Raw genomic sequence first — 24,726 nt, 5'->3', positions numbered from 1 at the left:
GGCGGCGTTCCGACGATGCTTTTTAGGGCTTATGCGGTGTCAGCACCATCTGTGCCGGCACACTGCGCAAAATCTGCTTTTGCAGCTTCAAATCAAACCCCGGGTCCAGTTTCTTGACCCGCTTGGTCAGCAACGTCGCCAACCACGGATAATCATCGGTGCGCGGCGCCTGGATGGTGACGTCACACTGATAATTCACCACGTCGGCGGCGATGGCATCCAGTTGCCGACGCATTTGCTGTATATCGGCTAGGTTGAGCGCAACTGTGGTACTGGGGGCGCTCGGGTCGATCACTTTGGCGACCGGTTTGGCTTCGGCGGCCTTGAGGTCGGCCTCGGCTTTATCCAGGTCGGCCTTGCGGGCTTCGGCAATGGCGCTGTTGACCTCGCCAGTGAGCGCTGGGGCCTTGGGCATCAAGGCTCGGGCACGGCTCAGGGCGGTGGCGGCGGCGTTGACATCGCCTTTTTGCAGATCGATCTGGCTGCGGCGCAAATACGCCTCGGCCAGTTGCCGCTGATAGGGTTCCAGCGACCGGTCTTCGGGTGACTGGGCTTGCAAGGCGGCCAACTGGTCTTCGGCGGTGGCCAGCTCATTGCTGGCAAGGCTTTGCTCGAGCTGCGCGATGGCCGGGCCCCGGGTATCGGGAGCCTCGGTGACCGGCGGCGTACTCTGGCACGCGCCCAGCAGCAGGGAAAACGCGACAAGGAGCAGATAACGGGAGGCGAACGGCTTCATTCCTGCGACTCTCTATTTGCGCAAAAAGCGAGCAAGTCTACACCCCTCGACGAGGTAGGACAAAACTCAGCAGAAACAGCGCGGCGGCGCTGACCACGATCGATGGGCCGGCCGGAGTGTCCTTGAACCAGGAAAGTGCCAGGCCGCCACACACCGCGAGCATTCCCAGCAGGCTCGCGCCCAGGGCCATTTGCTCGGGTGAGCGGGCGTGACGCTGTGCCGCAGCCGCCGGGATGATCAGCAATGACGTAATCAGCAACACCCCGACGATTTTCATCGCCACCGCGATGACCACCGCAATCAGCAGCATTAGTGCCAGTCGCAACCCCAGCACAGGCAGGCCTTCTACCCGGGCCAGTTCCTCGTGCACGGTGACGGCCAGCAAGGGACGCCAGAGTGCCACCAGCAACAGCAGCACCGCGGCGCTACCGCCGAGGATCCACGACAGGTCCGTCGGACTGATCGCCAACAGGTCGCCGAACAGATAGGCCATCAGGTCAATCCGCACGTCATGCATGAAGCTTAGTACCACCAGCCCGAGGGACAGGGTGCTCGGCGCCAAAATACCCAGCAGCGTGTCGGACGCCAGCGGTTGGCGGTGTTGCAAGGTCACCAGTACCACCGCCAGCAACAGGCAGCCAACGGTCACCGCCACCGCCGGGCTGACGTCCAGCAGAAACCCCAAGGCCACGCCGAGCAACGCCGCGTGGGACAAGGTGTCGCCGAAATAGGCCATGCGCCGCCAGACCACGAACGAACCCAAGGGGCCGGCTACCAGGGCGAGTGCCAAGCCTGCGAGCAGGGCGTACAACAGAAAATCAGCCATGCTTGCAGCCATCTCCATGAACATGATTGGAAGCGGAAGGGGCGCTGACCACCGAGCCATGCAGGTCATGGGCGTGGTCATGGTGATGGTGATAAATCGCCAGGCTTTGTGCGTTTTTTCCGAATAACTCGACGAAAGCCGGATCGCCACTGACTTGCTCGGGATGCCCGGAACAGCATACGTGGCGATTGAGGCAGACCACCTGGTCGGTGGTGCTCATCACCAAGTGCAGGTCGTGGGAGACCATCAGCACGCCGCAGCCGTGGCGGTCGCGCAGGCGCGTGATCAGGCTGTACAGCTCGGCCTGCCCCGCCACATCGACGCCTTGCACCGGCTCGTCGAGCACCAGCAGCTCAGGCTCGCGCAGCAGGGCGCGAGCCAGCAATACGCGCTGCATCTCGCCGCCGGAGACGCTTTGCACCGGGCTGTCGATCACCTGTTCGGCGCCGACTTCGTTGAGCGCGGCCAAGGCCCGGGCGCGGTCCACGCCCGGCACCAGGCGCAGGAAGCGCAGCACGGACAGCGGCAGCGTCGGATCGACGTGAAGTTTTTGCGGCATATAGCCGACGCGCAACCTGGGCTTGCGCCAGACGCTGCCGCTGTCGGGCTTGAGCAAGCCCAGCACGGCGCGCACCAGGGTGGTCTTGCCGGCGCCGTTGGGGCCGATCAAGGTCACGATCTGCCCCGGCTCGACGCTCAGGTGGATGTTGTCCAGCACGCTCTGCCCGGCGAACGTCACGGCCACCTGTTCGAGGCGGATCAACGCATTGCTCATCAGGCCCCCTGGCAGCCGGAGCAGAGACCGACCACCTCGACGGTCTGGGTGTCGACCACGAAGCCGACGTCCTTGGCGCTGGCGATGATGGCATCGCTGATGGACTTCTGTTCCAGCTCGATGGCGGCGTGGCATTGCCGGCAGATCAGGAACTGGCCTTGGTGGGCGTGCTCCGGGTGGTTGCAGCCGACGAAGGCGTTCAGCGACGAAATGCGATGCACCAGGCCGTTTTCCAAGAGGAAATCCAGCGCCCGGTAGACCGTCGGCGGTGCGGCGCGGCGGCCGTCCTGCTCGCTGAGCACGGCGAGGATGTCGTAGGCGCCCAGTGGCTTGTGGCTTTGCCAGACCAATTCCAGCACGCGCCGACGCAGGGCGGTCAGGCGCAACCCTTGGCGCGCGCAGATGGCGTCGGCCTCGGACAGCGCGCTGTGCACGCAGTGGGAGTGATCGTGGGGGCGACTGGCAAGGGGTGTAATAGGCATGGGCAGCGACGAGTTTAGTGAGAGACGTTATTATGTTACCCGTTCTCGCCTCTACGAGTGGTCATCGTGTCCCGATTTTTTTCGCTCTTTGTCGCTTTTGTCGCAAGTTTTCTACTGATTGGCCCGGCCCAGGCCGAGGTCAAGGTGCTCACCAGCATCAAGCCGTTGCAACTGATTGCCGCCGCTGTGCAGGATGGCGTAGCCGTTCCAGAGGTGTTGCTGCCGCCAGGGGCTTCGCCGCATCACTATGCGTTGCGGCCATCGGATGTTCGCAAGGTGCAGTCGGTGGACCTGCTTTATTGGATCGGCCCCGATATGGAAGGCTTTCTCCCGCGGGTGCTCAACGGTCGCACGCTGCCCTCCGTCGCCATCCAGGATTTGCCGGGGCTCAAGTTGCGTCACTTCGCCCAGGACAGCGCGTCCCACGAGGACGATGACCATGACGGCGACGAACACGATCACGACCATCGCCCCGGCACCGTGGATGCCCACTTGTGGCTCTCGCCGCTCAATGCGCGGGTGATCGCCGCCAAAATGACGGCCGACCTGAGCGCGGCGGATCCGGCCAACGCGGCCCGTTATCAAAGCAACCTCAAGGGCTTCAACCAGCGTCTCGATGCTTTGGACACACGTCTCAAGGCGCGCCTGGCCGGGGTCGCGGGCAAGCCGTATTTCGTCTTCCACGAGGCGTTCGACTATTTCGAAGACAACTACGGCCTCAAGCACGCTGGGGTGTTCGCCGTGGCCGCCGAAGTCCAGCCTGGTGCCCAGCATGTGGCGGCAATGCGCACGCGCTTGCAGGCCGTGGGCAAGACCTGTGTGTTCAGCGAACCGCCCCTGCGCCCGCGCCTGGCCGAAACCCTGGTGGCCGGGTTGCCGGTGAAGCTGGCGGAGCTCGATGCACTGGGCGGCTATACCCCGGCGACGGCGCAGGGATATGAGCAGTTGTTGGAGAAGTTGGGCAATGATCTGGCGGGGTGCCTGGAGTCGCTATAACCCCAGCCCCGCTCTCTCCTGCCGAACATGGATCCTATGTGGCGAGGGAGCTTGCTCCCGCTGGGGTGCGCAGCAGCCCCAAGATCTTGCGGTCGCTGCGCAACCGAGCGGGAGCAAGCTCCCTCGCCACAAAAGCAGCGTTCGGCGAAGACCTTCCATGGGTACTTAGAGGGCGAACGGCAGCAACGCGTGAACCGTCTGCCGCTGCGCCAAGCGCTGCTGGAATTCCATCGGATCGTGAATCAACACATCCTGCCCGGCAAAGGATTCAGCAGCGATCAACCGCGACAGCCAGAACCGCACGCACGCCACGCGCAGCATGGTCGGCCACAGTTGCGCCTCAGCGGCGGTAAACGGTCGCAGCGTCGCATAGGCGCCCAGCAGCGCTCGCGCCCTGGGTCCGTCGAGCGCGCCGTTGTCGTCCGAGCACCAGTCGTTCAAGGCAATGGCGACGTCATACAGCATTGGCCCCGAGCAGGCGTTGTAGAAGTCGATCAGCCCGGTCAGGTGCGTGCCTTCGAACATCGCGTTGTCGCGGAACAGATCGGCGTGGATGTTGGCGCGCGGCAGCGCCAGGATGCCGACTTTCTGCAACGAGATTTCATCCAGCGCCGCTTCGAGCAGCCGACGCGGCTCGGCGTCGAGGTGCGAGAGCAGCTTGGCGCCCTCCTCCTGCATCCAGTCCAGGCCACGATCGGTCTTGCGCTTGATCATGTTGTCGCGGGTTGCCAGGTGCAGGTGCGCGAGCAGCTCGCCGACCTGGGCGCAGTGCTGGGTGTTGGCCTGCTTGATGTGCTTGCCGGCCAGGCGCGGTTGCAGCAGCGCCGGCTTGCCCGCCAGTTCCCGCAGCGCGACGCCGTCGGTGGTGCGCAAGGCGTAAGGCACCGGCAGGTCGGCGTCATGCAGCACGTCCAGCAGTTCGATGAAGAACGGCATTTCCTGCACCGGACCGCGTTCGACCAGGGTCAGGACGAATTCGCCCTGCTCCAGGCTGATAAAGAAATTGGTGTTTTCGCTGCCGGCGGCGATCCCCTGGAAATCAAGCAGGCGGCCAAGCCCATAAGGGGCAAGAAAGGTTTCCAGCTCGGGCCGAGCCAGGGGCGTGAACACAGACATGGTTAAAACTGCCAGTACGGGCGCCCTTCAGCGGGCGCCGGTTGAAGTGCAGAGCGGTATTACCACTCAAAGATTTTCCACGACGGAATCAGCATATCCGGCTGATCCGAACGGATGAAGTTTGCATCGCTGCCGTCGGCCCGCACCAGGAAATAAGGCTTGCCGTTCTTGGGCGTGACCTTGATCGCGTACAAAAAGCCGTTTTGCCGGTACTCCTGAATGGTTTTATCGCCTTCGGTGCGGATGGTGACATCCGGGTCCGCCGAGGGTGCGTCGTCCGCCGCCATGACGGCCAACGGGGTGATTGCAAACAAGCCAGCCAGTAACAGGCGATTTAGTGTACGCATGATAACCTTGTCCCTTTGTCGTCAACGGTCCCGCTATTCTAGCCCCGGACCCGCCGAAAAGGTTGATCCTGCTCATGAGCCAAGCCCCCCTCGTCCTGGTGGACGGTTCTTCTTATCTGTACCGCGCCTTTCATGCGCTGCCACCGCTGACCACGTCCAAAGGCCTGCCGACCGGTGCGGTCAAGGGCGTGCTGAACATGCTCAAGAGCCTGCGCAAGCAGTATCCGGACAGTTCGTTTGCCGTCGTATTCGACGCCAAGGGTGGGACGTTTCGCGATGCGTTGTACGCCGAATACAAGGCCAACCGCCCGAGCATGCCCGACGACATGCGTGTGCAGATCGAGCCGCTGCATGCCAGCGTCAAGGCCCTGGGCTTCCCGCTGTTGTGCGTGGACAACGTCGAGGCCGATGACGTGATCGGCACCCTGGCCCGCAGTAGCGCGGCGGCCGACCGTCCGGTGGTGATCTCCACCGGCGACAAAGACATGGCGCAATTGGTCGATGGGCACATTACCTTGGTCAATACCATGACCGGTAGCGCCCTGGACGTGGCTGGCGTGAAGGAGAAGTTTGGCGTCGCTCCCGAGCAGATCATCGATTACCTGGCGTTGATGGGCGATTCTTCCGACAACATCCCGGGCGTTCCGGGTATCGGGCCGAAGACCGCTTCCGGCCTGCTGGTGGGCGTCAATGGCGGCCTGACCGAGCTGTACGCGCAACTGGACATCGTCGCCACCTTGCCGATCCGTGGCGCCAAGACCCTGGCTGCCAAGCTCGAAGAGCACAAGGAAATGGCGTTGCTTTCCTACGAGTTGGCAACCATCAAGACCGACGTACCGTTGGATGTCGGCCTCGACGACCTGCAAATGGGCCAACCGGATCACGAGAAACTCGCCGAGCTGTACACGTTGTTGGAATTCAAGAGCTGGTTCGAAGAAAACCAGCGGGACGCCAAGCGTGCCGGCCAGGAGATCGTTGAAGTGGCCGAAGAACAGCCCGGCGCGGCCGAGGCCAAGTACGAGGTCATCCTCGATCAGGCGCGCTTCGACGCGTGGCTGGCCAAACTGGACAAAGCGCCGCTGTTTGCCTTCGTCACCGAAACCAACGGCGGCGATGCCCAGCATTCGCAACTCGTCGGCTTGTCGTTCGCCGTGGCCCCTTTCGAGGCAGCCTACATCCCGCTGACCCATTCCTACATGGGTGTGCCGGAGCAACTGGACCGCGACACGGTGCTCAAGGCCCTCAAGCCGCTGCTGGAAAACCCGAACAAGCTCAAGGTCGGCCAGCACGCCAAGTTCGAAACCAACATCCTGGCCAACTGCGCCATCGATGGCGATCAGAATAACGGCATCCTGGTCCAGGGCATCGCCTTCGACACCATGCTCGAATCCTACGTGCTGGACTCCACCGCGACCCGCCACGACATGGACAGCCTGGCGCTCAAGTACCTGGGCCAGAGCAAGACCGATTTCCAGGACATCGCGGGCAAAGGGGTCAAGCAACTGACCTTCGACCAGATCTCCCTGGAACTGGCCGGCCCTTACGCCGCCGAAGACGCAGACGTGACCTTCCGCCTGCACCAGGCCCTGCAGGAAAAACTGGCGGCCACGCCAAGCCTGGGCACCGTGCTCAATGACATCGAAATGCCGCTGATGCCGGTCCTGGCGCGCATCGAGCGCCAGGGGGCGCTGGTCGATGCCAACCTGCTGGGTGTGCAAAGTGTCGAGCTGGGGGAAAAACTGGTGGCGCTGGAGCGTGAGGCGTTTGCCATCGCCGGCGAGGAGTTCAACCTGGGCTCACCGAAGCAATTGGGCGTGATCCTGTACGAAAAACTTGGCTTGCCGGTGCTCAGCAAAACCGCCAAGGGCCAGGCGTCCACCGCCGAAGCGGTGCTCGCCGAGCTGGCGGAGCAGGATTACCCGCTGCCCAAGGTGCTGATGCAGTATCGCTCGCTGAGCAAGCTCAAGAGCACTTACACCGATCGTTTGCCGGAGCAGATCAATAGCCGCACCGGCCGTGTCCATACCAATTATCAACAGGCCGTCGCCGCGACCGGGCGCCTGTCGTCCATCGACCCGAACCTGCAGAACATTCCGATCCGCACGGCCGAAGGTCGACGTATTCGCCAGGCCTTCATCGCGCCGAAAGGTTACAAGCTGCTGGCGGCGGACTACTCGCAGATCGAACTGCGGATCATGGCGCACCTGGCCAAGGATGAAGGTCTGCTCCATGCGTTTCGCAATGATCTGGACGTGCACCGGGCCACGGCCGCCGAGGTGTTCGGCGTCGACTTGGACGCGGTCACCCATGACCAGCGCCGTAGCGCCAAGGCGATCAACTTCGGCTTGATCTACGGCATGAGTGCGTTCGGCCTGGCCAAGCAGATCGGCGTCGATCGCAAGCAGTCCCAGGCTTATATCGACCGCTACTTCGCCCGCTACCCGGGTGTGCTGGCGTACATGGAACGCACCCGCGCCCAGGCGGCCGAGCAAGGTTTTGTCGAAACCATTTTCGGTCGCCGGTTGTACCTGCCGGACATCAACGCGAAAAACCCGGCCCTGCGCAAAGGCGCCGAGCGCACGGCCATCAACGCGCCGATGCAGGGCACGGCGGCTGACATCATCAAGAAAGCCATGGTCGCCGTGGATCGCTGGCTGACGGCGTCCGGGCTGGATGCGAAGGTCATCCTGCAGGTACACGACGAACTGGTGCTGGAAGTGCGTGAAGACCTGGTCGACCAGGTGCGCGAGGAAATCCGCCAGCACATGAGCGCCGCCGCCACGCTGGACGTGCCGCTGCTGGTGGAAGTGGGCGTGGGTAATAACTGGGATGAGGCGCATTGAGTCGTAGGCTCTGAAGCTGGCGCAGGTCCCGTGGCGAGGGAGCTTGCTCCCGCTGGGTGGCGCAGCCGCCCCAATCATTTTGTGAGCGCTTCGCACTCAAGCGGGAGCAAGCTCCCTCGCCACATTGGCTCACTGAAACCCCGGGACGATGTCTTTAGTTCGGAAAATTCCTAAGGCTATTTCCAAAAATAATCTGAACTAAACCCGTCAAATGCCACTCAGAGATTCTGAATGGCTGGTGAAGCCCTTCAATGCTCCTATGTTGTGTTAAGTGTTGGCAGATATCTGGACCCCGCCCTAGCGGTCCGGAACTTGGACCCCGAACTTCCCCCTCCCCATAAGAAGTCCGGGGTTTTTTTTGCCTGCGATCCGGCTTATTCGGCCTCTTCGCTGCCCTTGTCCGCCAATTCCATCCAGTCGGCCAGCACCGTGTAGGCTTCTTCCAGGCCCATGCGCTTGGGCGCCGAGAACAGCTGGATGGTGATCGCGTCACCCCAGCCTTTGCGAATTTCCGACTGCACTTTGAGCAGGGTATTTTTGGCCGCGCCGTAGGTGAGCTTGTCGGCCTTGGTCAACAGGATGTGCATCGGCATGCCACTGGCGACCGCCCAATCGAGCATCAACAGGTCGAAGTCGGTCATCGGATGGCGAATGTCCATCATCAGGATCAGGCCTTTCAAACTCTCGCGGCTGCCCAGGTAGGCTTCCAGATGGCGCTGCCAGTGTTGCTTGAGCGGGATCGGTACCTTGGCGTAGCCGTAGCCGGGCAGGTCGACCAAACGCCGTTCATCGTCTAGCTTGAAGAAGTTCAAGAGTTGCGTGCGACCCGGGGTTTTCGAGGTGCGTGCCAGGCTTGCATGGGTCAAGGTGTTCAGCGCGCTGGATTTGCCGGCATTGGAACGCCCGGCAAAAGCCACTTCGAAGCCTTCGTCGTCTGGGCATTGATCGACTTTGGCGGCGCTGAGCATGAAGGTGGACTGTTGGCACAGGCCGAGGATGGGGTTCTTCAGTTGCATGGGATTTCCGATGTGGGCGGCGTCGGGAATGGACGCGGCAAGCTGTGTCGTTTCCGTTTCAGTGACGCCAGTATATAATGCCGCAGATTTTGTGTGCGCTTTGTCCCAGCGTAGGATGAAGCTCACGGGAGCGACCGACCGAAATTGCGCGTTAGAACGCAGCTCGTTCCCAACCCTGAAAAGGTCGTTTTATGACGAAATGGCTGCTAGCTGCCGGTGTCTTGATGCCGCTTTACAGCGCTCAGGCTACACAGGATCCGGAAGCTGTGTACAACCGTGTTTGTGGTGCCTGTCATTCCGGCCAACTCCCCATGGCGCCCCGCAAGGGCGATCAGGAAGCTTGGACGCCGAGGTTGGCGAAAGGTATGGAGACGCTGGTGCAACACGTGACCCAGGGTTTCAAGGCGATGCCGCCGCGTGGTTTGTGCATGGACTGCAGTGCCGAGGATTACCGAGCCATCATCCAGTGGATGAGCGAGTGAACCCGGTCCATAACTCTTTAACCCTTAGCCGTAGTTGGATTAGCTGATGAACAAACTGATCGTGAGTCTGCTGTTGACCTTGGGGATATCCGGCGTAGCCCACGCCGCTGGCGATGCCGCTGCCGGTCAGGCGAAGGCGGCCGTATGCGGAGCCTGCCACGGCCCGGATGGCAATAGCATGGCGCCCAACTTTCCGAAACTGGCGGGCCAGGGCGAACGTTACCTGAACAAGCAACTGCACGACATCAAGTCCGGCAAGCGCACGGTGCTGGAAATGACCGGCCTGCTGACCAACCTGAGCGATCAGGACCTGGCGGACATCGCGGCGTATTTCGCCAGCCAGAAGGGCAGCGTCGGCGCTGCCGATCCGAAACTCGTGGCCCGTGGTGAAGCGCTGTTTCGTGGGGGGGACTTGAACAAGGGGCTTCCAGCCTGCACCGGCTGCCACTCGCCTGACGGCAAGGGCAACGCGGCAGCCGGCTTCCCACACTTGGGCGGCCAGCATGCCCAGTACGTAGGCAAGCAGTTGACCGACTTCCGCAAAGAAGAGGGTGGCCGGACCAACGACGGCGATACCAAGCCGATGCAGAGCATTGCGAAAAAGCTGAGCGACGAAGATATCGCTGCGGTATCCAGCTACATCCAGGGCCTGCACTGAGGCCTTTGGCTGGCGTTGCAAGGGGCGTACATCCCTTGCAACGTTAACGCTCGATTAATCTGTCGATGCGAACATCAAAAGGGTGGCTTTGGCCGCCCTTTTTTGTGGCCGCTGCCGTTACACTAGAGAACTTGAACCCGCCACGGTCTGTCTTAGAAGCAGGCCTCGCGAGGCCCCCTCATTGTCCAGGAGTAAAGCATGCGTAATCTGATCATCAGCGCCGCGCTCGTCGCCGCCAGCCTGTTCGGCGTAACTGCCCAAGCGGCTGAAAAGCCCGCCGCACCTTATGTCGAATTGACCAACCCCGTTCCGGTGGCGGCGCCTGGCAAGATCGAAGTCGTGGAGCTGTTCTGGTACGGCTGCCCGCATTGCTACGCTTTTGAACCGGTTATCAACCCATGGGTCGAGAAACTGCCTTCGGACGTTAACTTCGTGCGTATCCCCGCCATGTTCGGCGGCCCGTGGGATGCCCACGGCCAGATGTTCCTGACACTCGAGGCCATGGGCGTCGAGCACAAGGTCCACGCCGCGGTATTCAACGCGATCCAGAAAGAAGGCAAGAAGCTGGTCAAGAAAGAAGAGATGGCCGATTTCCTCGCCACCCAGGGCGTCGACAAAGACAAGTTCCTCGCCACGTTCGACTCCTTTGCCATCCAGGGCCAGATCAAGAAGGCCCGCGAGCTGGCGAAGAAATACGAGATCACTGGCGTACCGACCATGGTCGTCAACGGCAAATACCGCTTTGACATCGGCTCCGCCGGTGGCGCAAATGAAGCCCTGCAACTGGCCGACCAGCTGATCGCCAAAGAGCGAGCGGCCACCAAGGCTGCTGCCAACTAAGCGCGGCCCACGCCCATGGCCCGCTGGAGCACCGAACGCATCGTTGGCCTGCATGAACCGCAGGTCAACGAGCATCATGTCATGTCCACGGGCCTGCCTGGCGACAGTCGTTTGCGGCTGCTCAGCTTCAATATCCAGGTGGGCATCAGCACCGAGCGCTACCGGCATTACCTGACTCGCGGCTGGCAACATTTGCTGCCGCACACCGGGCGTGCCGGGAACTTGCAGAAAATCGGCGACCTGCTCAAGGACTTCGACCTGGTGGCCCTGCAAGAGGCCGACGGCGGAAGCTTGCGCTCAGGCTACGTCAATCAGGTGGAACACCTGGCCCAATTGGGCGCCTTTCCCTACTGGTACCAGCAACTCAATCGCAACCTCGGGCGTCTCGGCCAGCACAGCAATGGCGTGTTGAGTCGCTTGCGCCCCTGGGCGATCGAAGATCATCCGTTGCCGGGACCCAAGGGCCGCGGGGCAATCCTCGCGCGTTTCGGCGAAGGTCCCGAGGCGCTGGTCGTGGTCATGATGCACCTGGCCCTCGGGGCGCGTACCCGGACGATGCAGCTGGCGTACATTCGCGAATTGATCGGCGGCTACAAGCATCAGGTGTTGATGGGCGACATGAACACCCATGCCACCGATTTGCTGCAGACTTCGCCCCTGCGCGATCTCGGCCTGCTCGCTCCACAACTGGAAGCGACATTCCCCAGCTGGCGCCCCCAGCGCTGCTTGGATCATATCCTGTTGAGCCCGACCCTGACCCTGGAACGTGTCGAGGTGCTGGCCCAACCCATTTCCGATCACCTGCCGGTCGCGGTCGAAATTCGTTTGCCGGGTTCGCTCACGGCCGATGCGTTTCCCGCGCTGAGTCCTGCCCCTCGCGGATCCGATGAATGAGCGACGACGCCGAACGCTGGAGAGAGAAGTACCTCAAGAGTATCGAACAGCAGGAAAAGCTTGAGCGCCGTTGGGAGGCTCGGCTCGACTTGCTGCGTCGTGGCCTGGTGCGCAGCACCCTGGCCGCCGAGGGCACTGACAGGGCTGTCGATCAATGCATGAAAGAGATGCGCGAGGTGGTGCGCACCAATGACATGGATGCCGGCCTCGCTGCCCTGCTGCCGCGCCTGGAGAAAGCCGTACTCGATTCCGAGCAGCGCCGCGAGACCCGGGTCGAGCAGACGAGCGCCGCGTTGACCGCCCTGGTTGCCCAGTTGCAGAGCCTGCCGCTGCCCAAGGAAGTCAGGCGGCCGCTGAAGAAGTTTGCCAAGCAACTGGAGGATCGGGCCGGCCAGGCTCGGGAGATTCCGCTGTTGCTCAGCGAATTGAGCAGCTTGCAAGGCAAGGCACTCAGTGCCCTGGATGCCCCTGTCGAACCGAGTCGCCCCGGCCTGCTGCAACGGCTGTTTGGTGGCCAAGGCCATGAGGACGCGACACCCCAGCCCCAGCCCCACGACCCTGCCCAGGCCCGCGTGGCACCTGCGTCAGAAATGGCCCTGCCCGTAGCCGTGGCGCCGGCAACGGCCGCAGAATCCGTCGCACCGGCACCGCAGCCCTCGGTGGCGGAGCAAGCGCCCGCCTTGGAGACAACGCCCGAACCGGTTGCCCTGACTGCGCCGCAGATCGAGATCGCTACAGCGCCCGCTCCAGCACCGGCAGCCGAAGTGGTTCAGTCCGCCAGTGAGTCGGACGACCAGGCAACCGAGCCCGCGCCGCTGCTGACGCCGCTCGCCGAAGTACCCCCGGTTGTGGTGCCCGCACTCGAGAATCCCGACGAGCTGATGCCCGAGGAGCCTGCCCAGGCCCTGCCCGCCCCTTCGCTACCGCCTGCGGAGCTCGACGAGCCCCTGGAAGGCGCCGATGTGGCTGACGCCCAGTACGCCCTGCCCGACTCGCCGGAGCCATCCTACAGTTCGGTCGCCAAGCATATCGAAGACACGCTGTTGGGCCTTTTGGGCGACCTGACCTTGCCCGAGCGTCATCGACCACAAGCCGAAGCCATGTGTGAGCGTCTGCGCAATGGCTTGAACTGGTACGAGTTGCTGCCGATCCTCGATGATCTGGCCGTACTGATGCTGGCCATCACGGACACCGGCCAGCATGAATTCGAGGCGTACTTGCAGCGCCTCAACGATCGGCTCGAGTCATTCCAGAGCAGCCTGCAGGCCGCCAGTGAAGACCACGCCGAAAACCTGTCGGCCTCCAGGGAAATGGACACCCAGATTCGCGAGCAGGTGGACGGCCTGCAAAGCAGCGTGAAGGAAGCCGATGACCTGGAAGGCCTCAAGCAGGTGCTCGAGAATCACCTCGAAGGCTTGCTCGGTACGATGGACCACCACCGCCAGCAACGTGATCAACGTGAGCAGGAGGTCTCGGCTCGCCTGAAAAGCCTGGCCGATCGCGTTGCGCTGATGGAGCAGGATGCCCAGGTCGTGCGGGAGAATCTCGAGGAACAGCGGCAAAAAGCCCTGATTGATCCGCTCACCGGGCTACCCAACCGCGCCGCCTGGTCCGAGCGTCTGGAACATGAAGTCGCCCAGTGGCAACAACACGGCAACAGCTTGCTGCTGGCCATGCTCGATCTCGATCATTTCAAGCGCATCAATGACAACTATGGCCATCTGGCCGGTGACCGGGTGTTGAAACTCATCGCCTCGGTCCTGCGTAAACGCCTGCGTAGCGGCGATTTCATTGCGCGTTTTGGGGGCGAGGAGTTTGTGCTGCTGGTGCCCAATACCTCCCTGGCTGCTGGCGCCAAGCTGGCCGAGGCGCTGCGCCTGGCCATCGAAGGCTGTCCGTTTCATTTCAAGGGCGAGCCGGTGACGGTGACGGTATCCATCGGCCTGACCGCCTTCAAACCCGGCGAACACAGCGACTTGGTGCTTAAAAGAGCCGATCAGGCGCTTTATCGGGCGAAAAGTTCCGGGCGCAACCATGTGGAATTGGGCTAGGGGGCTAATTGTTCCAATTTGTTTAATATCGCCGCGCGCACCGGATCATCGCGAGGCGATACGTTACACTGTTGCATTACTCCCAGTGCGTATTGCCTTCCGCCATGAAATTTTTCTCGCTCATTGTTTCTTTATTTATCCTGGCCGGCTGCGCCAGTGGCCCGCGACTCGACACCCGTCATCCTTCCGTCAACCATGACAACCGTATCCAATTCGTGGTGGTGCATTACACCTCGGCTTCCCTGGAGCGCTCGCTGGCCCTGCTGACCCATGGCGAAGTCAGTGCCCATTACCTGATTGGCGACGATAAAGGCGCGACCATTTACAAATTGGTGGATGAAAGCCAACGCGCCTGGCATGCCGGGGAAAGTGAATGGGAAGGCCGGACCTGGCTCAATTCCAGTTCCATCGGCATCGAAATCGTCAATCCGGGTTTTGTCGACACGCCTACCGGGCGCCTCTGGTATCCCTACAGCGAAGCCCAGGTCCAGGCCTTGATCGTATTGCTCAAGGACATCATCCAGCGCAACGGCATCAACCCGCGCAGCATCATCGGTCACAGCGACATCGCGCCCCTGCGCAAACTCGATCCGGGCCCGCTGTTCCCTTGGAAGCGCCTGGCGCAAGCTGGTTTAGGAGTCTGGCCAGACGAACAGGCCGTCGCCCGCCAGCAGGCCGTCTTCACGCCGCAGCTGCCGCCTGCCGGTTGGTTCCAGGCCGAGCTGGCCCGCCTGGGCTACCCGACGCCGCAGACCGGCGAGTGGGACGTGGCCACCCACCATGTGCTGGCCGCCTTCCAGATGCACTACCGTCCGACCCGCTTCGATGGCACGCCGGATGCGCAAAGCGCGGCGATTCTGCAGGTGCTCAACCAGACAAAATAATGACGCCCGTCTGACGAATCGGGCCAAATCCAAATCAGAAGCTATAACTCATTGGTAACTTTCGGATTACCCATGATGACGGCCACCCGCGAAACCCTACACAGCTGGCTCCATCGCCCCGTTTTCCTGGCGATGGTGGCAACTGCCCTAAGTACCGTCCTGCTGCTGGCGGGGAGTCTGTTCGTGGTCGTGCAGCAGATCCAGCAGCGCGAAAGCGACCAGATGAATGCCCAGGGCGAGCGCTTTCTGCAGCGCCTGGAACAGCTTTTCGGGCAATTGCGTGAAAGCCTCGACGACTTGCAAAACCAGCCGTTGCGCGGATGCAACGACGACATGATCGCCACATTGCGACAGGTCAGCTTCAACTACCGTTTTGTCTACGAGGCGGCGTATATCGATGGCAGCGGCGTCTGCTCCAATCGTCCACGCCAGGGCGGCTTGTCAGTGACCCGCCCGCCCGACATCCGCGGGCCGACCTACAATTACTGGCTCAACACCACCACCGAGCCTGACGAAGACCGCGCCGCATTGATGCTGGGCCGCGGCAACTTTCGGGTGGCCACGTCCCGCGGGCATTTGACCGATGTGGTCGATTTACCACCGGGCAGCAGCCTGCTGGTTGTCCTGGATAACGGTAAACGGGCCATTCCCGTGCTCGGGACGGACCAACACTGGCCGCCGGTCGAACCTTGGCCACCGAAAAGCCACAATGCCTTGCAAGTGACGCAGAACCGGTTGATCTATCGGATGCCGACCGAAAGCCCGGTCTATCAACTGGTGCTTATCGCCCAGCGCAACGGTTTTAAGGTTCCGGCCAATGCCTGGTGGATGCTGCCCATCAGCCTGATGCTGGGCCTGGGGATTGGTTTCCAGGTGTTTCTGCTGGCGCGTCAGCGCCAGTCCATGGACGCCGAACTGCATGGGGCTATCCGGCGTGGTGAATTGCAGGTGCTTTACCAGCCTATTTTCGACCTGAGCAGCCGTAACTGTGTCGGGGCGGAGGCCTTGCTGCGCTGGCGACGACCGGACGGCACCCTGACCAGCCCGGACCTGTTTATCCCGATGGCCGAGAACACGGGGCAGATCCGCCAGATCACCGATTTCGTGCTGCAGCGGCTGTTCGATCAATTGGGCCAGCTGTTGCGGGCCAATCCGCAGCTGTATATCTCGGTGAATCTGGCGGCCTGCGATGTGATGGTGCCGCGTATTGGCGAAGTGATCGCGCGCCTGCTGGCGCTGCATCGCGTGTCGGCGCACCAGATTGCCTTCGAAGTGACCGAGCGTGGGCTGGTCGATGTGTTGGTCGCCCGGGATAACCTGCAATCGCTGCGCGACGTCGGGCATCAGGTGTTGATCGACGATTTCGGCACCGGTTATTGCAGCCTGGCCTACTTGCAAACCCTGCCGGTGGACTGCCTGAAAATCGACAAGGCCTTCATCGACGCCTTGGGCCACGATGCCGCCAGCAGCGGCGTGGCCCCGCATATCATTCGCATGGCCCATGCGCTGCAACTCAAGGTGATAGCCGAAGGCATCGAGCATGAAGCCCAGGCTTCCTATTTGAGCAGCGAAGGGGTGAGGTTCGGCCAGGGCTGGCTGTTTGCCCATGCCCTCAGCGCGGTTCAGCTCATTGAACTGATTACCCGTGGCCGGCGCCTGCGTGGTCGGCGCCTCGATGACGAAGCCTGAGTCTCAGACTGCCAGCGCCATGTAGAACTGTGTGCCCTGCCCCGGCCTTGAATAAACACCCATGCGCCCGCCGTGGAGCTGGACGATCTCCTTGCACAGCGCCAGGCCGAGGCCCGCACCCCCCTTCTTGCGTCCGACCTGGACGAAAGGTTCGAAGATCCGTCCCTGCTGGCCGTAGGCAATGCCTTCACCGTTGTCTTCGACGCTGATGATCACCCGCTCGCCATGCCGTCGGGCCTGCAAGCGGATCTGGCCGTTTTCGGCGGTGTGGCGCATGGCGTTATCGATCAGGTTATCGAGCACGCGATCCAATTGCGCAGCGTCGGCATGCAGGCGCGGGAGCGGGCCCTGGATCGCCACCAGCAGCTCGATACCCTTGGTTTGGGCCTGCTCGGCAAACCGCAACCGGGCCGCTTCCAGTAGATCGTCGATGGAGCAAGGCGCCAGGGTCAACTTCTGCAGGCCGTTCTGGTAGCGAGAGAAGTTCAGCAGGTCATTGATGAGCTGCATCAGTCGCTGCATTTCTTCTGTGACGGTGTTGAGCAGGTCGGCCTCGCGCGACTCTTCTGAAAAATGCAGGCGCTCCTGTAACAGGCCGAAGGCCATGTGCATGCCCGTCACGGGCGTGCGCAGCTCATGGGAGGCACGCAAGACGAACTCGCTGCGCACCCGTTCGAAGGCGCGCTGCTCGGTGACGTCATGCAGCACCATGACCGCGCCGAGAATGTGGCCCTGGGTATGGCTGACCGGGGTGAGGCTGTAGGTGAGCACCCGCGACTCGCCATCCACTTCGACGCTCAGGTCTTCCGGCGCGCGCTCCAGGCTTCCACCGCGCAGCACCAGGTGCAATTCTTCATCCAGTTCAAGGCGTCCCAGCGCCTCGCCCAGTCCTTGGCCGAGGCGTTCCTCATCCCAGCCCAATTGACGCTGGGCCACCGGGTTGAGGTGCTCCAGCTGACCTTTGCGGTCGATCATCAGCAAGCCGTCGTCGATGCTGTCGAGCACGGCTTGCAAACGTTGCTGACCGGCGAGCAGCTCATCGACGTTGGTGGCCTGATGCTCACGCAAGGCCTCGGCCATGACCCCGAAGCGACGGGTCAGGAGATTCAACTCAGCGGCCGAGGACACGGGTAGCGTGACCTCGAAATTGCCTTGGCCGATGTCGTCCGCCGCCGCGGCCAGTACCTCGATCGGCGCGCCGAAACGCCGGGCAATGCCATGGGCCGTGATAAACCCGATGATCAGCACCGCAAACCCCACCAACCCCAGCAGTCCGGAAATCCACATTGCGCGCTCACGGGCGCGATCCTGGGTTTCACTGATGTTGGTCAGGGCCCGGCGATAGCCCTCGATCAGTCCATTGCGCAGCACATTGAATTTTTCGGTGAGGTCCTTGATGTTCGCGAGCTGGCTCGGCTGCTGGCGAGACGCGGTGAAGGCTTCAAAAAACTCAATGTAGTCGGCCTTGGCCCTGCTGAAGCTGACTGCCGCTTCATCCAGCCCCTGTTCGTGGGCGATGCCTTCGTCGATCAGCGCCAGGTATTGCTGCTTGGAGGCCTCCAGCACAGCCAGGTCGGGCTTGTCGTCGAGCATGATCATCAACTGATCGCCGAGCGTCTGGCGCAGCTTGAGGCCCAGGTCCAGCAGGATGAAGTTGTCGCGTACCGATTGTTCCTGGGTATTGGCCATCTGCATCACACTGACCAGGCCAAGCACCAATCCCAGCAGGGCCACGGTGATCAGGGCCGAGATACTGAGAAACAGTCGTGTGCGCAGCTTCATCGCCAGTTTCATAAGGTGTCGCTCACAGGTTGTACTGCTTGCGTTTGCGGTACAGCGTGGAGGCATCGATACCCAAGGTCTTGGCCGCCTGGTCGAGGGTGTCGGCCGTGGCCAGCACCGCGCCGATGTGGGCTTTTTCCAATTCGTCGAGGCTCAGCGCGGCGCCGATGCGCGGCGCATTGTTGACCGGTTGCTCGGCCATGCCCAAGTGACTGATTTCGACTTTTTCCTGAGGGCAGATGATGCTGGCGCGCTCGACCACATTGCGCAGTTCCCGGATGTTGCCCGGCCAGCGATAGCCTAGCAGCGCTTCGCGCGCTTCGTCGCTGAAACCCCGGGCCGGGCGCGCGTATTCCTTGACGAAGCGGGCCAGGAAGCGGTCGGCCAGGGTCAGGATGTCTTCGGCGCGCTCTCGCAATGGCGGCAGGTGCAGGGTGATGACGTTCAGGCGATACAGCAGGTCTTCGCGAAAACGTCCGTCGCGCACCATGTCTTCGAGGTTGAGGTTGGTCGCTGCGAGAATCCGTACGTCGGCGCGACGGGTGACTGGATCCCCTACCCGCTCATATTCCTTGTCCTGGATGAAACGCAATAACTTGGGTTGCAATGTCAGAGGAAAATCGCCGATCTCGTCGAGAAACAGCGTGCCGCCGTCGGCCTGGTTGACCCGACCCAACGTACTCTCGCTGGCCCCGGTGAAAGCCCCACGGCTATGGCCGAACAATTCGCTTTCCATCAGTTCAGCGGTCAGCGACGGGCAATTGATGGTGACGCAGGACTTCTTCGCCCGCTTGCTCCAGCCATGGATCGCCTGGGCCAGCTCGCCCTTGCCGGTGCCGGACTCGCCGAGGATCAGGATGTTGGCGTCGGTGCTGGCGACCTGGCGCGCGGTTTCCAGGACGACTTTCATCGCTGGGCTGTGGGAGTCCAGGCCATCCTTGGGTTTGCGCACTTCCCCTTCAAGGGCTTCGAGCCTTGCCGACAGCTGGCGTACTTCCAGTTGCTTGGCGGTCGCCAGGCGCAATTGATCGGGGCTGCACGGCTTGACCAGATAATCGGCCGCCCCGGCCTGGATCGCATCGACCGCGGTATCGACTGCCGAGTGAGCGGTGACGATGACCACGCGCATCCAGGGCGCCTGGATACGCATTTGTGCCAGGACATCCAGGCCGTTGTCCTCCCCCAGGCGCAGGTCGAGGAAACACAGGTCGAACACCTGGCGTTGCAGCAGTGCGTCGGCCTGGGCGGCGCTGTTGGCGGTGGCGACGCTGTAGCCTTCGTCTTCCAGGCAGTATCGGAATGTACGCAGGATGGCGGACTCGTCGTCTACCAGCAGAATGCGGCCTTGGTGCTCAGTGGCGGATTCCATTTTTCCTACGCTCCTTTAATGAATGATGTTGGTTAGTGTCAGAAAAATCGGGCAAGTTGCATGGTCGATTCTGAGGGGATATTACTCATCAAGAATGGCCCTGTGGACGTCTGACTCCTAAAAGCCTGATTTGAGTTCCTTTTTTTACGAATCGTCCGGTTCGGACGGTTCGCATCGCTCATTCCGACAGCTGTGTCTGACAGCCAATTCAAAAACAATCTAACGACTTTTCCTGCTGATTCGTGCAATACGCACGACCGACGCCTGCGCCATCGTGCAGGATGCGCTCCCGACATGTTGCACTTATTTATTAAATTATTGATTTTAAAGGTTTTTATCTGACAAAAAATCCTGGCACGGCGACTGCAATGCTCTGATCAACGTGGCGTAGCGCGCCTCAACCAGATCACCGCACTCGGGTGGGGAGGAATTCCAGGATGAATCGTCAAAGTGTCACTCAATTTGGCTTCGCCCACTTCAAAAGTGCCGCCCCATTGCGCCTCTCTTCCCTGCACGTCCAGCAGGGCGCATGGGCTGCCTTGGCGCTGCTGGTCACCCTCGTAACGGGCCAGCAATGGTTGCTCTGGTATCAGAGCCAACAGCCCCAAGCGCCGCAGGTTTCGATTCATCGTGCCCCACAGACCCATTTCAGTGCCGTCAGCAGCCTTGAAGAAGCGTCCGCTTCAATGCGCATGATGGATGTCGACCAGGCCCAGCCATTGAGCGCCATGCCGCGTGAAGAGCGCTGGGTGTTTTAACCCGATGAACCGGTCGTCCATTGCGCCGGAACCATCACCGCAAGACCTTCACTAAATAGAAAAGCGTAAGGAGAATCACCATGTTGAGCTGGGCAATTACCTTCCTGATCATTGCCATCATCGCCGCCGTACTGGGCTTCGGTGGTATCGCAGGCACCGCCACGGGCATCGCCAAGATTCTCTTTGTTGTGTTCCTGGTGATGTTCATCGCTTCCTTCTTCTTTGGCCGTCGTGGCCGAGGCTGACCATGAACGTTTCATTCAAAGGACTGGCTGCCGCCCTGTTGCTGGGCGGCAGTGCCATGGCAATGGCTGCCAATGACGGGCAGATGCGCGTCAACCAGTTGCTGCAGGCCGACGCGCAATATCGCGAGACCTGGCAGCACGTCGTGAAAAAAGAAGAACGTCTACCCGAATGGGTGATGAACCTGACGGGCGATTCGGACCAGATGAATGCTGTCGAAGAAGATGGCGACAAGTATTTGGTGGGGCCGCTGTGTGAAACCCAGGCAACGTGTCGCAGCAAGCGTCTGATCGTCGCCTTCAGTTTCGACAAGGACGAAGCCTATGCCATGTTGGTGGAAGTCCCTGCGGGGCTGCCAGCCGACAAGTCCCCGACGCGGCATGCCGACTACCGATTCCTCGGCAAGCCCGATGAAGGTATGCAGAAACTGTTAATGGAACAACTCAAGAAAGATCCGAACTGGTACTGATTCTGAAAATGGGAAAAGCAGCCCTGCTTTTCTCTGCTGCACAGCCCGAGGAGGGCCGGTGCATGACCAAGGGGCTGGGACGTTCTGACTGATGAGAGTCGGAGTGACCTACGGGCACAAGGGGTGCCTGCGAAAGGGCCGGGTCAGGTAAAAGCTGCGACGCAAGTTCGCAAAGCCATCGCGGCTTGGCGAACTTGCGTAGAGCTTCTTGTTCGCAAAATGCGTGCGCCAGAGCGGTGGGTGGATTGGCCGCGGCAAGTCCCTCGGCGATGCGGCATTTTGTCTCCTTCCGCCGATTTATCCCCCTTTGCCCAACCGTATATCGGAGAATGCCGAGGTAATTTCTCCCATGGGCCGCGTCTTGAGTCGCTGCCGTTTCATCGGTTCCCCACACTTGCGAGAGAAAGCCCAGCTACGCTGAAACGGCCGGTTCACGGCACTTATGCCTGCATAAATGTCGCATTCGAACCGCTTGGAAGGCGGGTTTCGTTTGAAAAATCTCATGCCGATTCGGCATGGGGTAGGCGTTTATGGCATTAGACGAGCCCCCCTTGCATCGCAATAGTTGCGCCTTTTTTCGCCTGCCAGTAAGCCGCTAACGCGCTCGGGGTGACCTTATACGGGGGCAGGGGCATGAGTGTTTTTCGTCATCGACGATCCATTCGCGCCACTGTCCGAGTCCAACTGAAGTAAGGGTAACAATATGAAGAAGGCACGACTAAGCCTCGCCTGGCAGATCCTCATCGGTCTGGTGCTCGGGATTGCATTGGGCGCGCTGCTCAACCATTTCAGTGCCGAGAAGGCCTGGTGGATCAGCAATGTGCTGCAACCGGCGGGCGATATCTTTATCCGTCTGATCAAGATGATCGTGATCCCGATCGTGATTTCCTCGCTGATCGTCGGCATCGCCGGGGTCGGTGATGCCAAGAAGCTCGGGCGCATCGGTCTCAAGACCATCCTTTACTTCGAAGTCGTCACCACCATCGCCATCGTCGTCGGCCTGCTGCTGGCCAACTTCTTCCAGCCGGGCAGCGGCATCGACATGAGCACCCTGGGTACAGTGGATATCTCCAAGTACCAGGCCACGGCCGCGGAAGTCCAGCATGAACATGCGTTCATCCAGACCATCCTCAACCTGATCCCGTCGAACATCTTCGCCGCCGTTGCGCGTGGCGAGATGCTGCCGATCATTTTCTTCTCCGTATTGTTTGGCCTGGGCCTGTCCAGCCTGCAATCGGACCTGCGCGATCCGCTGGTGAAAATGTTCCAGGGCGTGTCGGAAAGCATGTTCAAGGTCACCCACATGATCATGCAATATGCCCCCATCGGTGTGTTCGCCCTGATCGCGGTGACCGTCGCCAACTTCGGTTTCGCCTCGCTGCTGCCGCTGGCGAAGCTGGTGATCCTGGTTTACGTCGCCATCGCCTTCTTTGCCTTCGTGGTGCTGGGCCTGATCGCCCGCCTGTTCGGCTTCTCGGTGCTCAAGCTGATGCGCATCTTCAAGGATGAGCTGGTGCTGGCCTATTCCACCGCCAGTTCCGAAACCGTGCTGCCACGCGTGATCGAGAAGATGGAAGCCTACGGCGCGCCGAAAGCCATCTGCAGCTTCGTGGTGCCCACCGGTTATTCGTTCAACCTCGACGGTTCGACTCTGTACCAGAGCATCGCGGCGATTTTCATCGCCCAGTTGTACGGCATCGACCTGTCCATCAGCCAGCAATTGCTGCTGGTGCTGACCTTGATGGTCACCTCCAAAGGCATCGCCGGTGTGCCGGGCGTGTCGTTCGTGGTGCTGCTGGCGACCTTGGGCAGCGTGGGCATTCCGCTGGAAGGCCTGGCCTTCATTGCCGGTGTGGACCGCATCATGGACATGGCCCGTACCGCGCTGAACGTCATCGGCAACGCCCTGGCCGTGCTGGTCATCGCTCGCTGGGAAGGCATGTACGACGATGCCAAGGGCCAGCGCTACTGGAACTCCCTGCCGCACTGGCGCAGCAAGGAGCCGCTGCCGGTGGGGGAACCCTCCAGCCATTGATGCGCCTATCCCCCTATGGGAGCGAGCTTGCTCGCGATTGCGGTGTGTCAGCAAACATCAATACTGACTGAGCCGACGCCATCGCGAGCAAGCTCGCTCCCACAGGGGGCTGCAGTGACTATTAAACCCCGGAGCAATCCGGGGTTTGTCGTTTCTGCCAGCCCCGCTATCATTCGCGGCATCTTCGGGGGATTTAACTGATGCTCAATGGCCTGTGGCTTGGCTTCTTTATCGTGGCTGCCGTGTCGGCGCTGGCGCAGTGGTTGATCGGCGGCAACGCCGGGATCTTCGCGGCCATGGTGGAAAGCATTTTCGCCATGGCCAAGCTGTCGGTGGAGGTCATGGTCCTGCTGTTCGGCACCTTGACCCTGTGGCTGGGCTTCCTGCGCATCGCCGAAAAGGCCGGCATCGTCGACTGGCTGGCCAAGGCCCTCGGGCCGCTGTTCTTGCGCTTGATGCCGCAAGTGCCTGCCGGCCACCCGGCGATCGGCCTGATCACCCTCAACTTCGCCGCCAACGGCCTGGGACTGGACAACGCAGCCACCCCCATCGGCCTCAAGGCCATGCGCGCCCTGCAAGATCTCAACCCCAGCCCGACCATCGCCAGCAATGCGCAGATCCTGTTCCTGGTGCTCAACGCCTCGTCGCTGACGCTGCTGCCGGTGACGATCTTCATGTACCGCGCACAGCAAGGCGCGCCGGACCCGACCCTGGTGTTCCTGCCGATCCTGCTCGCCACCAGCGCCTCGACCCTGATGGGGCTGCTGTCGGTGGCGTTCATGCAGCGCCTGCGGTTGTGGGACCCGGTGGTGCTGGCTTATCTGATCCCGGGTGCGCTGGTGCTGGGTGGTTTCATGGCGCTGCTGGCAACGCTTTCGGCCACGGCGCTGGCGGGGTTGTCATCGATCCTGGGCAACCTGACTCTGTTTGGCCTGATCATCCTGTTCCTGGTGGTGGGCGCGCTGCGCAAGGTCAAGGTGTACGAAACCTTCATCGAGGGCGCCAAAGAGGGCTTCGACGTCGCCAAGACCTTGCTGCCGTACCTGGTGGCAATGCTTTGTGCCGTGGGTGTACTGCGCGCCTCGGGGGCGCTGGATTTCGGCCTCGACGGCATTCGCCACCTGGTGGAGTGGGCCGGCTGGGATACGCGTTTCGTCGATGCCTTGCCGACCGCCATGGTCAAGCCGTTTTCCGGCAGCGCCGCCCGGGCGATGTTGATCGAGACCATGAAGACCTCCGGCGTCGACAGCTTCCCGGCCCTGGTGGCGGCGACCATCCAGGGCAGCACCGAGACCACGTTCTACGTGCTGGCGGTCTATTTCGGCGCCGTGGGCATCCAGCGGGCACGCCATGCCGTGGGGTGCGCGCTGCTGGCGGAGTTGGCCGGGGTCGTGGCGGCGATTGGCGTTTGCTACTGGTTCTTCGGTTGACCTGA

The 24,726-nt window shown here is 61.6% G+C and carries 23 protein-coding genes; 14 read left to right on the top strand and 9 right to left on the bottom strand.

Translation table 11 applies throughout. The features are described 5' to 3' along the window. Nucleotides 1-22 precede the first annotated feature (22 nt). The 4 genes from BLU76_RS00515 to zur are packed head-to-tail and all read right to left on the bottom strand — an operon-like array spanning nt 23 to nt 2,819. On the bottom strand, nt 23-736 hold the full coding sequence (locus tag BLU76_RS00515; RefSeq protein WP_092221057.1) for a PA5502 family lipoprotein: 714 nt from the start codon (nt 734-736) through the stop codon (nt 23-25). A gap of 37 nt (nt 737-773) precedes the next feature. Further along, nucleotides 774-1,562: a zinc ABC transporter permease subunit ZnuB gene (znuB, locus tag BLU76_RS00510; protein ID WP_003196213.1), complete on the bottom strand. Its 789-nt coding sequence runs from the start codon at nt 1,560-1,562 to the stop codon at nt 774-776. Then, nucleotides 1,555-2,337 (bottom strand): zinc ABC transporter ATP-binding protein ZnuC, encoded by a 783-nt coding sequence (gene znuC, locus BLU76_RS00505; protein WP_063323624.1) that lies wholly within the window; start codon nt 2,335-2,337, stop codon nt 1,555-1,557. Before znuC ends, znuB begins: the two co-directional genes overlap by 8 nt. Continuing rightward, nucleotides 2,337-2,819: a zinc uptake transcriptional repressor Zur gene (gene zur, locus BLU76_RS00500; protein WP_063323623.1), complete on the bottom strand. Its 483-nt coding sequence runs from the start codon at nt 2,817-2,819 to the stop codon at nt 2,337-2,339. The genes znuC and zur overlap by 1 nt, the downstream gene beginning before the upstream one ends. Before the next feature lie 66 nt (nt 2,820-2,885). On the opposite strand from zur, the gene znuA reads away from it, so the two are divergent. Beyond that, a complete protein-coding gene (gene znuA, locus BLU76_RS00495; protein WP_092221055.1) occupies nt 2,886-3,815 on the top strand; it encodes a zinc ABC transporter substrate-binding protein ZnuA in 930 nt (309 codons plus the stop codon). Between the two features lie 165 nt (nt 3,816-3,980). Here znuA and BLU76_RS00490 read toward each other — a convergent pair whose 3' ends face one another. Beyond that, nucleotides 3,981-4,931, bottom strand: coding sequence for a homoserine kinase (locus BLU76_RS00490; protein ID WP_092148926.1), 951 nt, complete (start codon nt 4,929-4,931; stop codon nt 3,981-3,983). A 59-nt stretch (nt 4,932-4,990) separates the two neighbouring features. Then, complete coding sequence (locus tag BLU76_RS00485; RefSeq protein ID WP_025211087.1) at nt 4,991-5,278, bottom strand: DUF2782 domain-containing protein; 288 nt, start codon at nt 5,276-5,278, stop codon at nt 4,991-4,993. 74 nt (nt 5,279-5,352) lie between these two features. Here BLU76_RS00485 and polA point away from each other — a divergent pair, with 74 nt between their 5' ends. Beyond that, on the top strand, nt 5,353-8,121 hold the full coding sequence (gene polA / locus BLU76_RS00480; protein WP_092221052.1) for a DNA polymerase I: 2,769 nt from the start codon (nt 5,353-5,355) through the stop codon (nt 8,119-8,121). 374 nt (nt 8,122-8,495) lie between these two features. Here polA and yihA read toward each other — a convergent pair whose 3' ends face one another. Continuing rightward, entirely contained in the window at nt 8,496-9,137 is a 642-nt protein-coding gene (yihA, locus tag BLU76_RS00475; protein ID WP_003196227.1) for a ribosome biogenesis GTP-binding protein YihA/YsxC, read from the bottom strand. Between the two features lie 191 nt (nt 9,138-9,328). On the opposite strand from yihA, the gene BLU76_RS00470 reads away from it, so the two are divergent. From BLU76_RS00470 to BLU76_RS00440, 7 genes are all read left to right on the top strand, one after another. Next, nucleotides 9,329-9,619 (top strand): c-type cytochrome, encoded by a 291-nt coding sequence (locus BLU76_RS00470; protein ID WP_003196231.1) that lies wholly within the window; start codon nt 9,329-9,331, stop codon nt 9,617-9,619. 46 nt (nt 9,620-9,665) lie between these two features. Further along, the gene (locus BLU76_RS00465) at nt 9,666-10,277 is read left to right on the top strand and encodes a c-type cytochrome (protein WP_092221049.1); all 612 of its coding nucleotides are present in this window, start codon (nt 9,666-9,668) and stop codon (nt 10,275-10,277) included. 198 nt (nt 10,278-10,475) lie between these two features. Then, a complete protein-coding gene (locus tag BLU76_RS00460) occupies nt 10,476-11,117 on the top strand; it encodes a thiol:disulfide interchange protein DsbA/DsbL (protein WP_092148922.1) in 642 nt (213 codons plus the stop codon). Between the two features lie 15 nt (nt 11,118-11,132). Next, nucleotides 11,133-12,011 carry an endonuclease/exonuclease/phosphatase family protein gene (locus BLU76_RS00455; RefSeq protein ID WP_092221046.1) on the top strand — a complete coding sequence of 293 codons (879 nt, stop codon included), beginning with the start codon at nt 11,133-11,135 and terminating at the stop codon, nt 12,009-12,011. After that, the gene (locus BLU76_RS00450) at nt 12,008-14,062 is read left to right on the top strand and encodes a GGDEF domain-containing protein (protein ID WP_092221043.1); all 2,055 of its coding nucleotides are present in this window, start codon (nt 12,008-12,010) and stop codon (nt 14,060-14,062) included. The genes BLU76_RS00455 and BLU76_RS00450 overlap by 4 nt, the downstream gene beginning before the upstream one ends. A 104-nt stretch (nt 14,063-14,166) precedes the next feature. Further along, the gene (locus BLU76_RS00445; RefSeq protein WP_063323614.1) at nt 14,167-14,946 is read left to right on the top strand and encodes an N-acetylmuramoyl-L-alanine amidase; all 780 of its coding nucleotides are present in this window, start codon (nt 14,167-14,169) and stop codon (nt 14,944-14,946) included. 75 nt (nt 14,947-15,021) lie between these two features. Continuing rightward, nucleotides 15,022-16,635: an EAL domain-containing protein gene (locus tag BLU76_RS00440; RefSeq protein WP_170862087.1), complete on the top strand. Its 1,614-nt coding sequence runs from the start codon at nt 15,022-15,024 to the stop codon at nt 16,633-16,635. A gap of 3 nt (nt 16,636-16,638) precedes the next feature. Here the strand turns inward: BLU76_RS00440 and BLU76_RS00435 are convergent, their stop codons facing one another. Together BLU76_RS00435 and algB are read right to left on the bottom strand one after the other, a co-directional pair. Next, nucleotides 16,639-18,429, bottom strand: coding sequence for an ATP-binding protein (locus tag BLU76_RS00435; RefSeq protein ID WP_092148910.1), 1,791 nt, complete (start codon nt 18,427-18,429; stop codon nt 16,639-16,641). A 10-nt stretch (nt 18,430-18,439) separates the two neighbouring features. Further along, nucleotides 18,440-19,786 carry a sigma-54-dependent response regulator transcription factor AlgB gene (algB, locus tag BLU76_RS00430; protein WP_063323612.1) on the bottom strand — a complete coding sequence of 449 codons (1,347 nt, stop codon included), beginning with the start codon at nt 19,784-19,786 and terminating at the stop codon, nt 18,440-18,442. A gap of 437 nt (nt 19,787-20,223) precedes the next feature. On the opposite strand from algB, the gene BLU76_RS00425 reads away from it, so the two are divergent. The 5 genes from BLU76_RS00425 (at nt 20,224) to BLU76_RS00405 (ending at nt 24,721) form a co-directional block, all read left to right on the top strand. Further along, nucleotides 20,224-20,544 (top strand): hypothetical protein, encoded by a 321-nt coding sequence (locus tag BLU76_RS00425; RefSeq protein ID WP_092148907.1) that lies wholly within the window; start codon nt 20,224-20,226, stop codon nt 20,542-20,544. An 80-nt stretch (nt 20,545-20,624) separates the two neighbouring features. Beyond that, complete coding sequence (locus BLU76_RS00420; protein WP_003177151.1) at nt 20,625-20,789, top strand: DUF1328 domain-containing protein; 165 nt, start codon at nt 20,625-20,627, stop codon at nt 20,787-20,789. A 2-nt stretch (nt 20,790-20,791) separates the two neighbouring features. Beyond that, nucleotides 20,792-21,256, top strand: coding sequence for an inhibitor of vertebrate lysozyme family protein (locus tag BLU76_RS00415; protein ID WP_092148904.1), 465 nt, complete (start codon nt 20,792-20,794; stop codon nt 21,254-21,256). A gap of 703 nt (nt 21,257-21,959) precedes the next feature. Next, the gene (gene gltP, locus BLU76_RS00410; protein WP_092221040.1) at nt 21,960-23,291 is read left to right on the top strand and encodes a glutamate/aspartate:proton symporter GltP; all 1,332 of its coding nucleotides are present in this window, start codon (nt 21,960-21,962) and stop codon (nt 23,289-23,291) included. A gap of 200 nt (nt 23,292-23,491) precedes the next feature. Next, nucleotides 23,492-24,721, top strand: a complete 1,230-nt coding sequence (locus BLU76_RS00405) for a nucleoside recognition domain-containing protein (protein ID WP_092148898.1) — start codon at nt 23,492-23,494, stop codon at nt 24,719-24,721. The last annotated feature ends 5 nt before the right edge of the window (nt 24,722-24,726 follow it).

The sequence above is a fragment of the Pseudomonas sp. NFACC08-1 genome (assembly GCF_900106735.1).
Taxonomy (GTDB): domain Bacteria; phylum Pseudomonadota; class Gammaproteobacteria; order Pseudomonadales; family Pseudomonadaceae; genus Aquipseudomonas; species Aquipseudomonas fluorescens_Q.
Note: the sequence above shows the minus strand (reverse complement) of the source record. Positions and strands in the feature narration are given on the sequence as shown.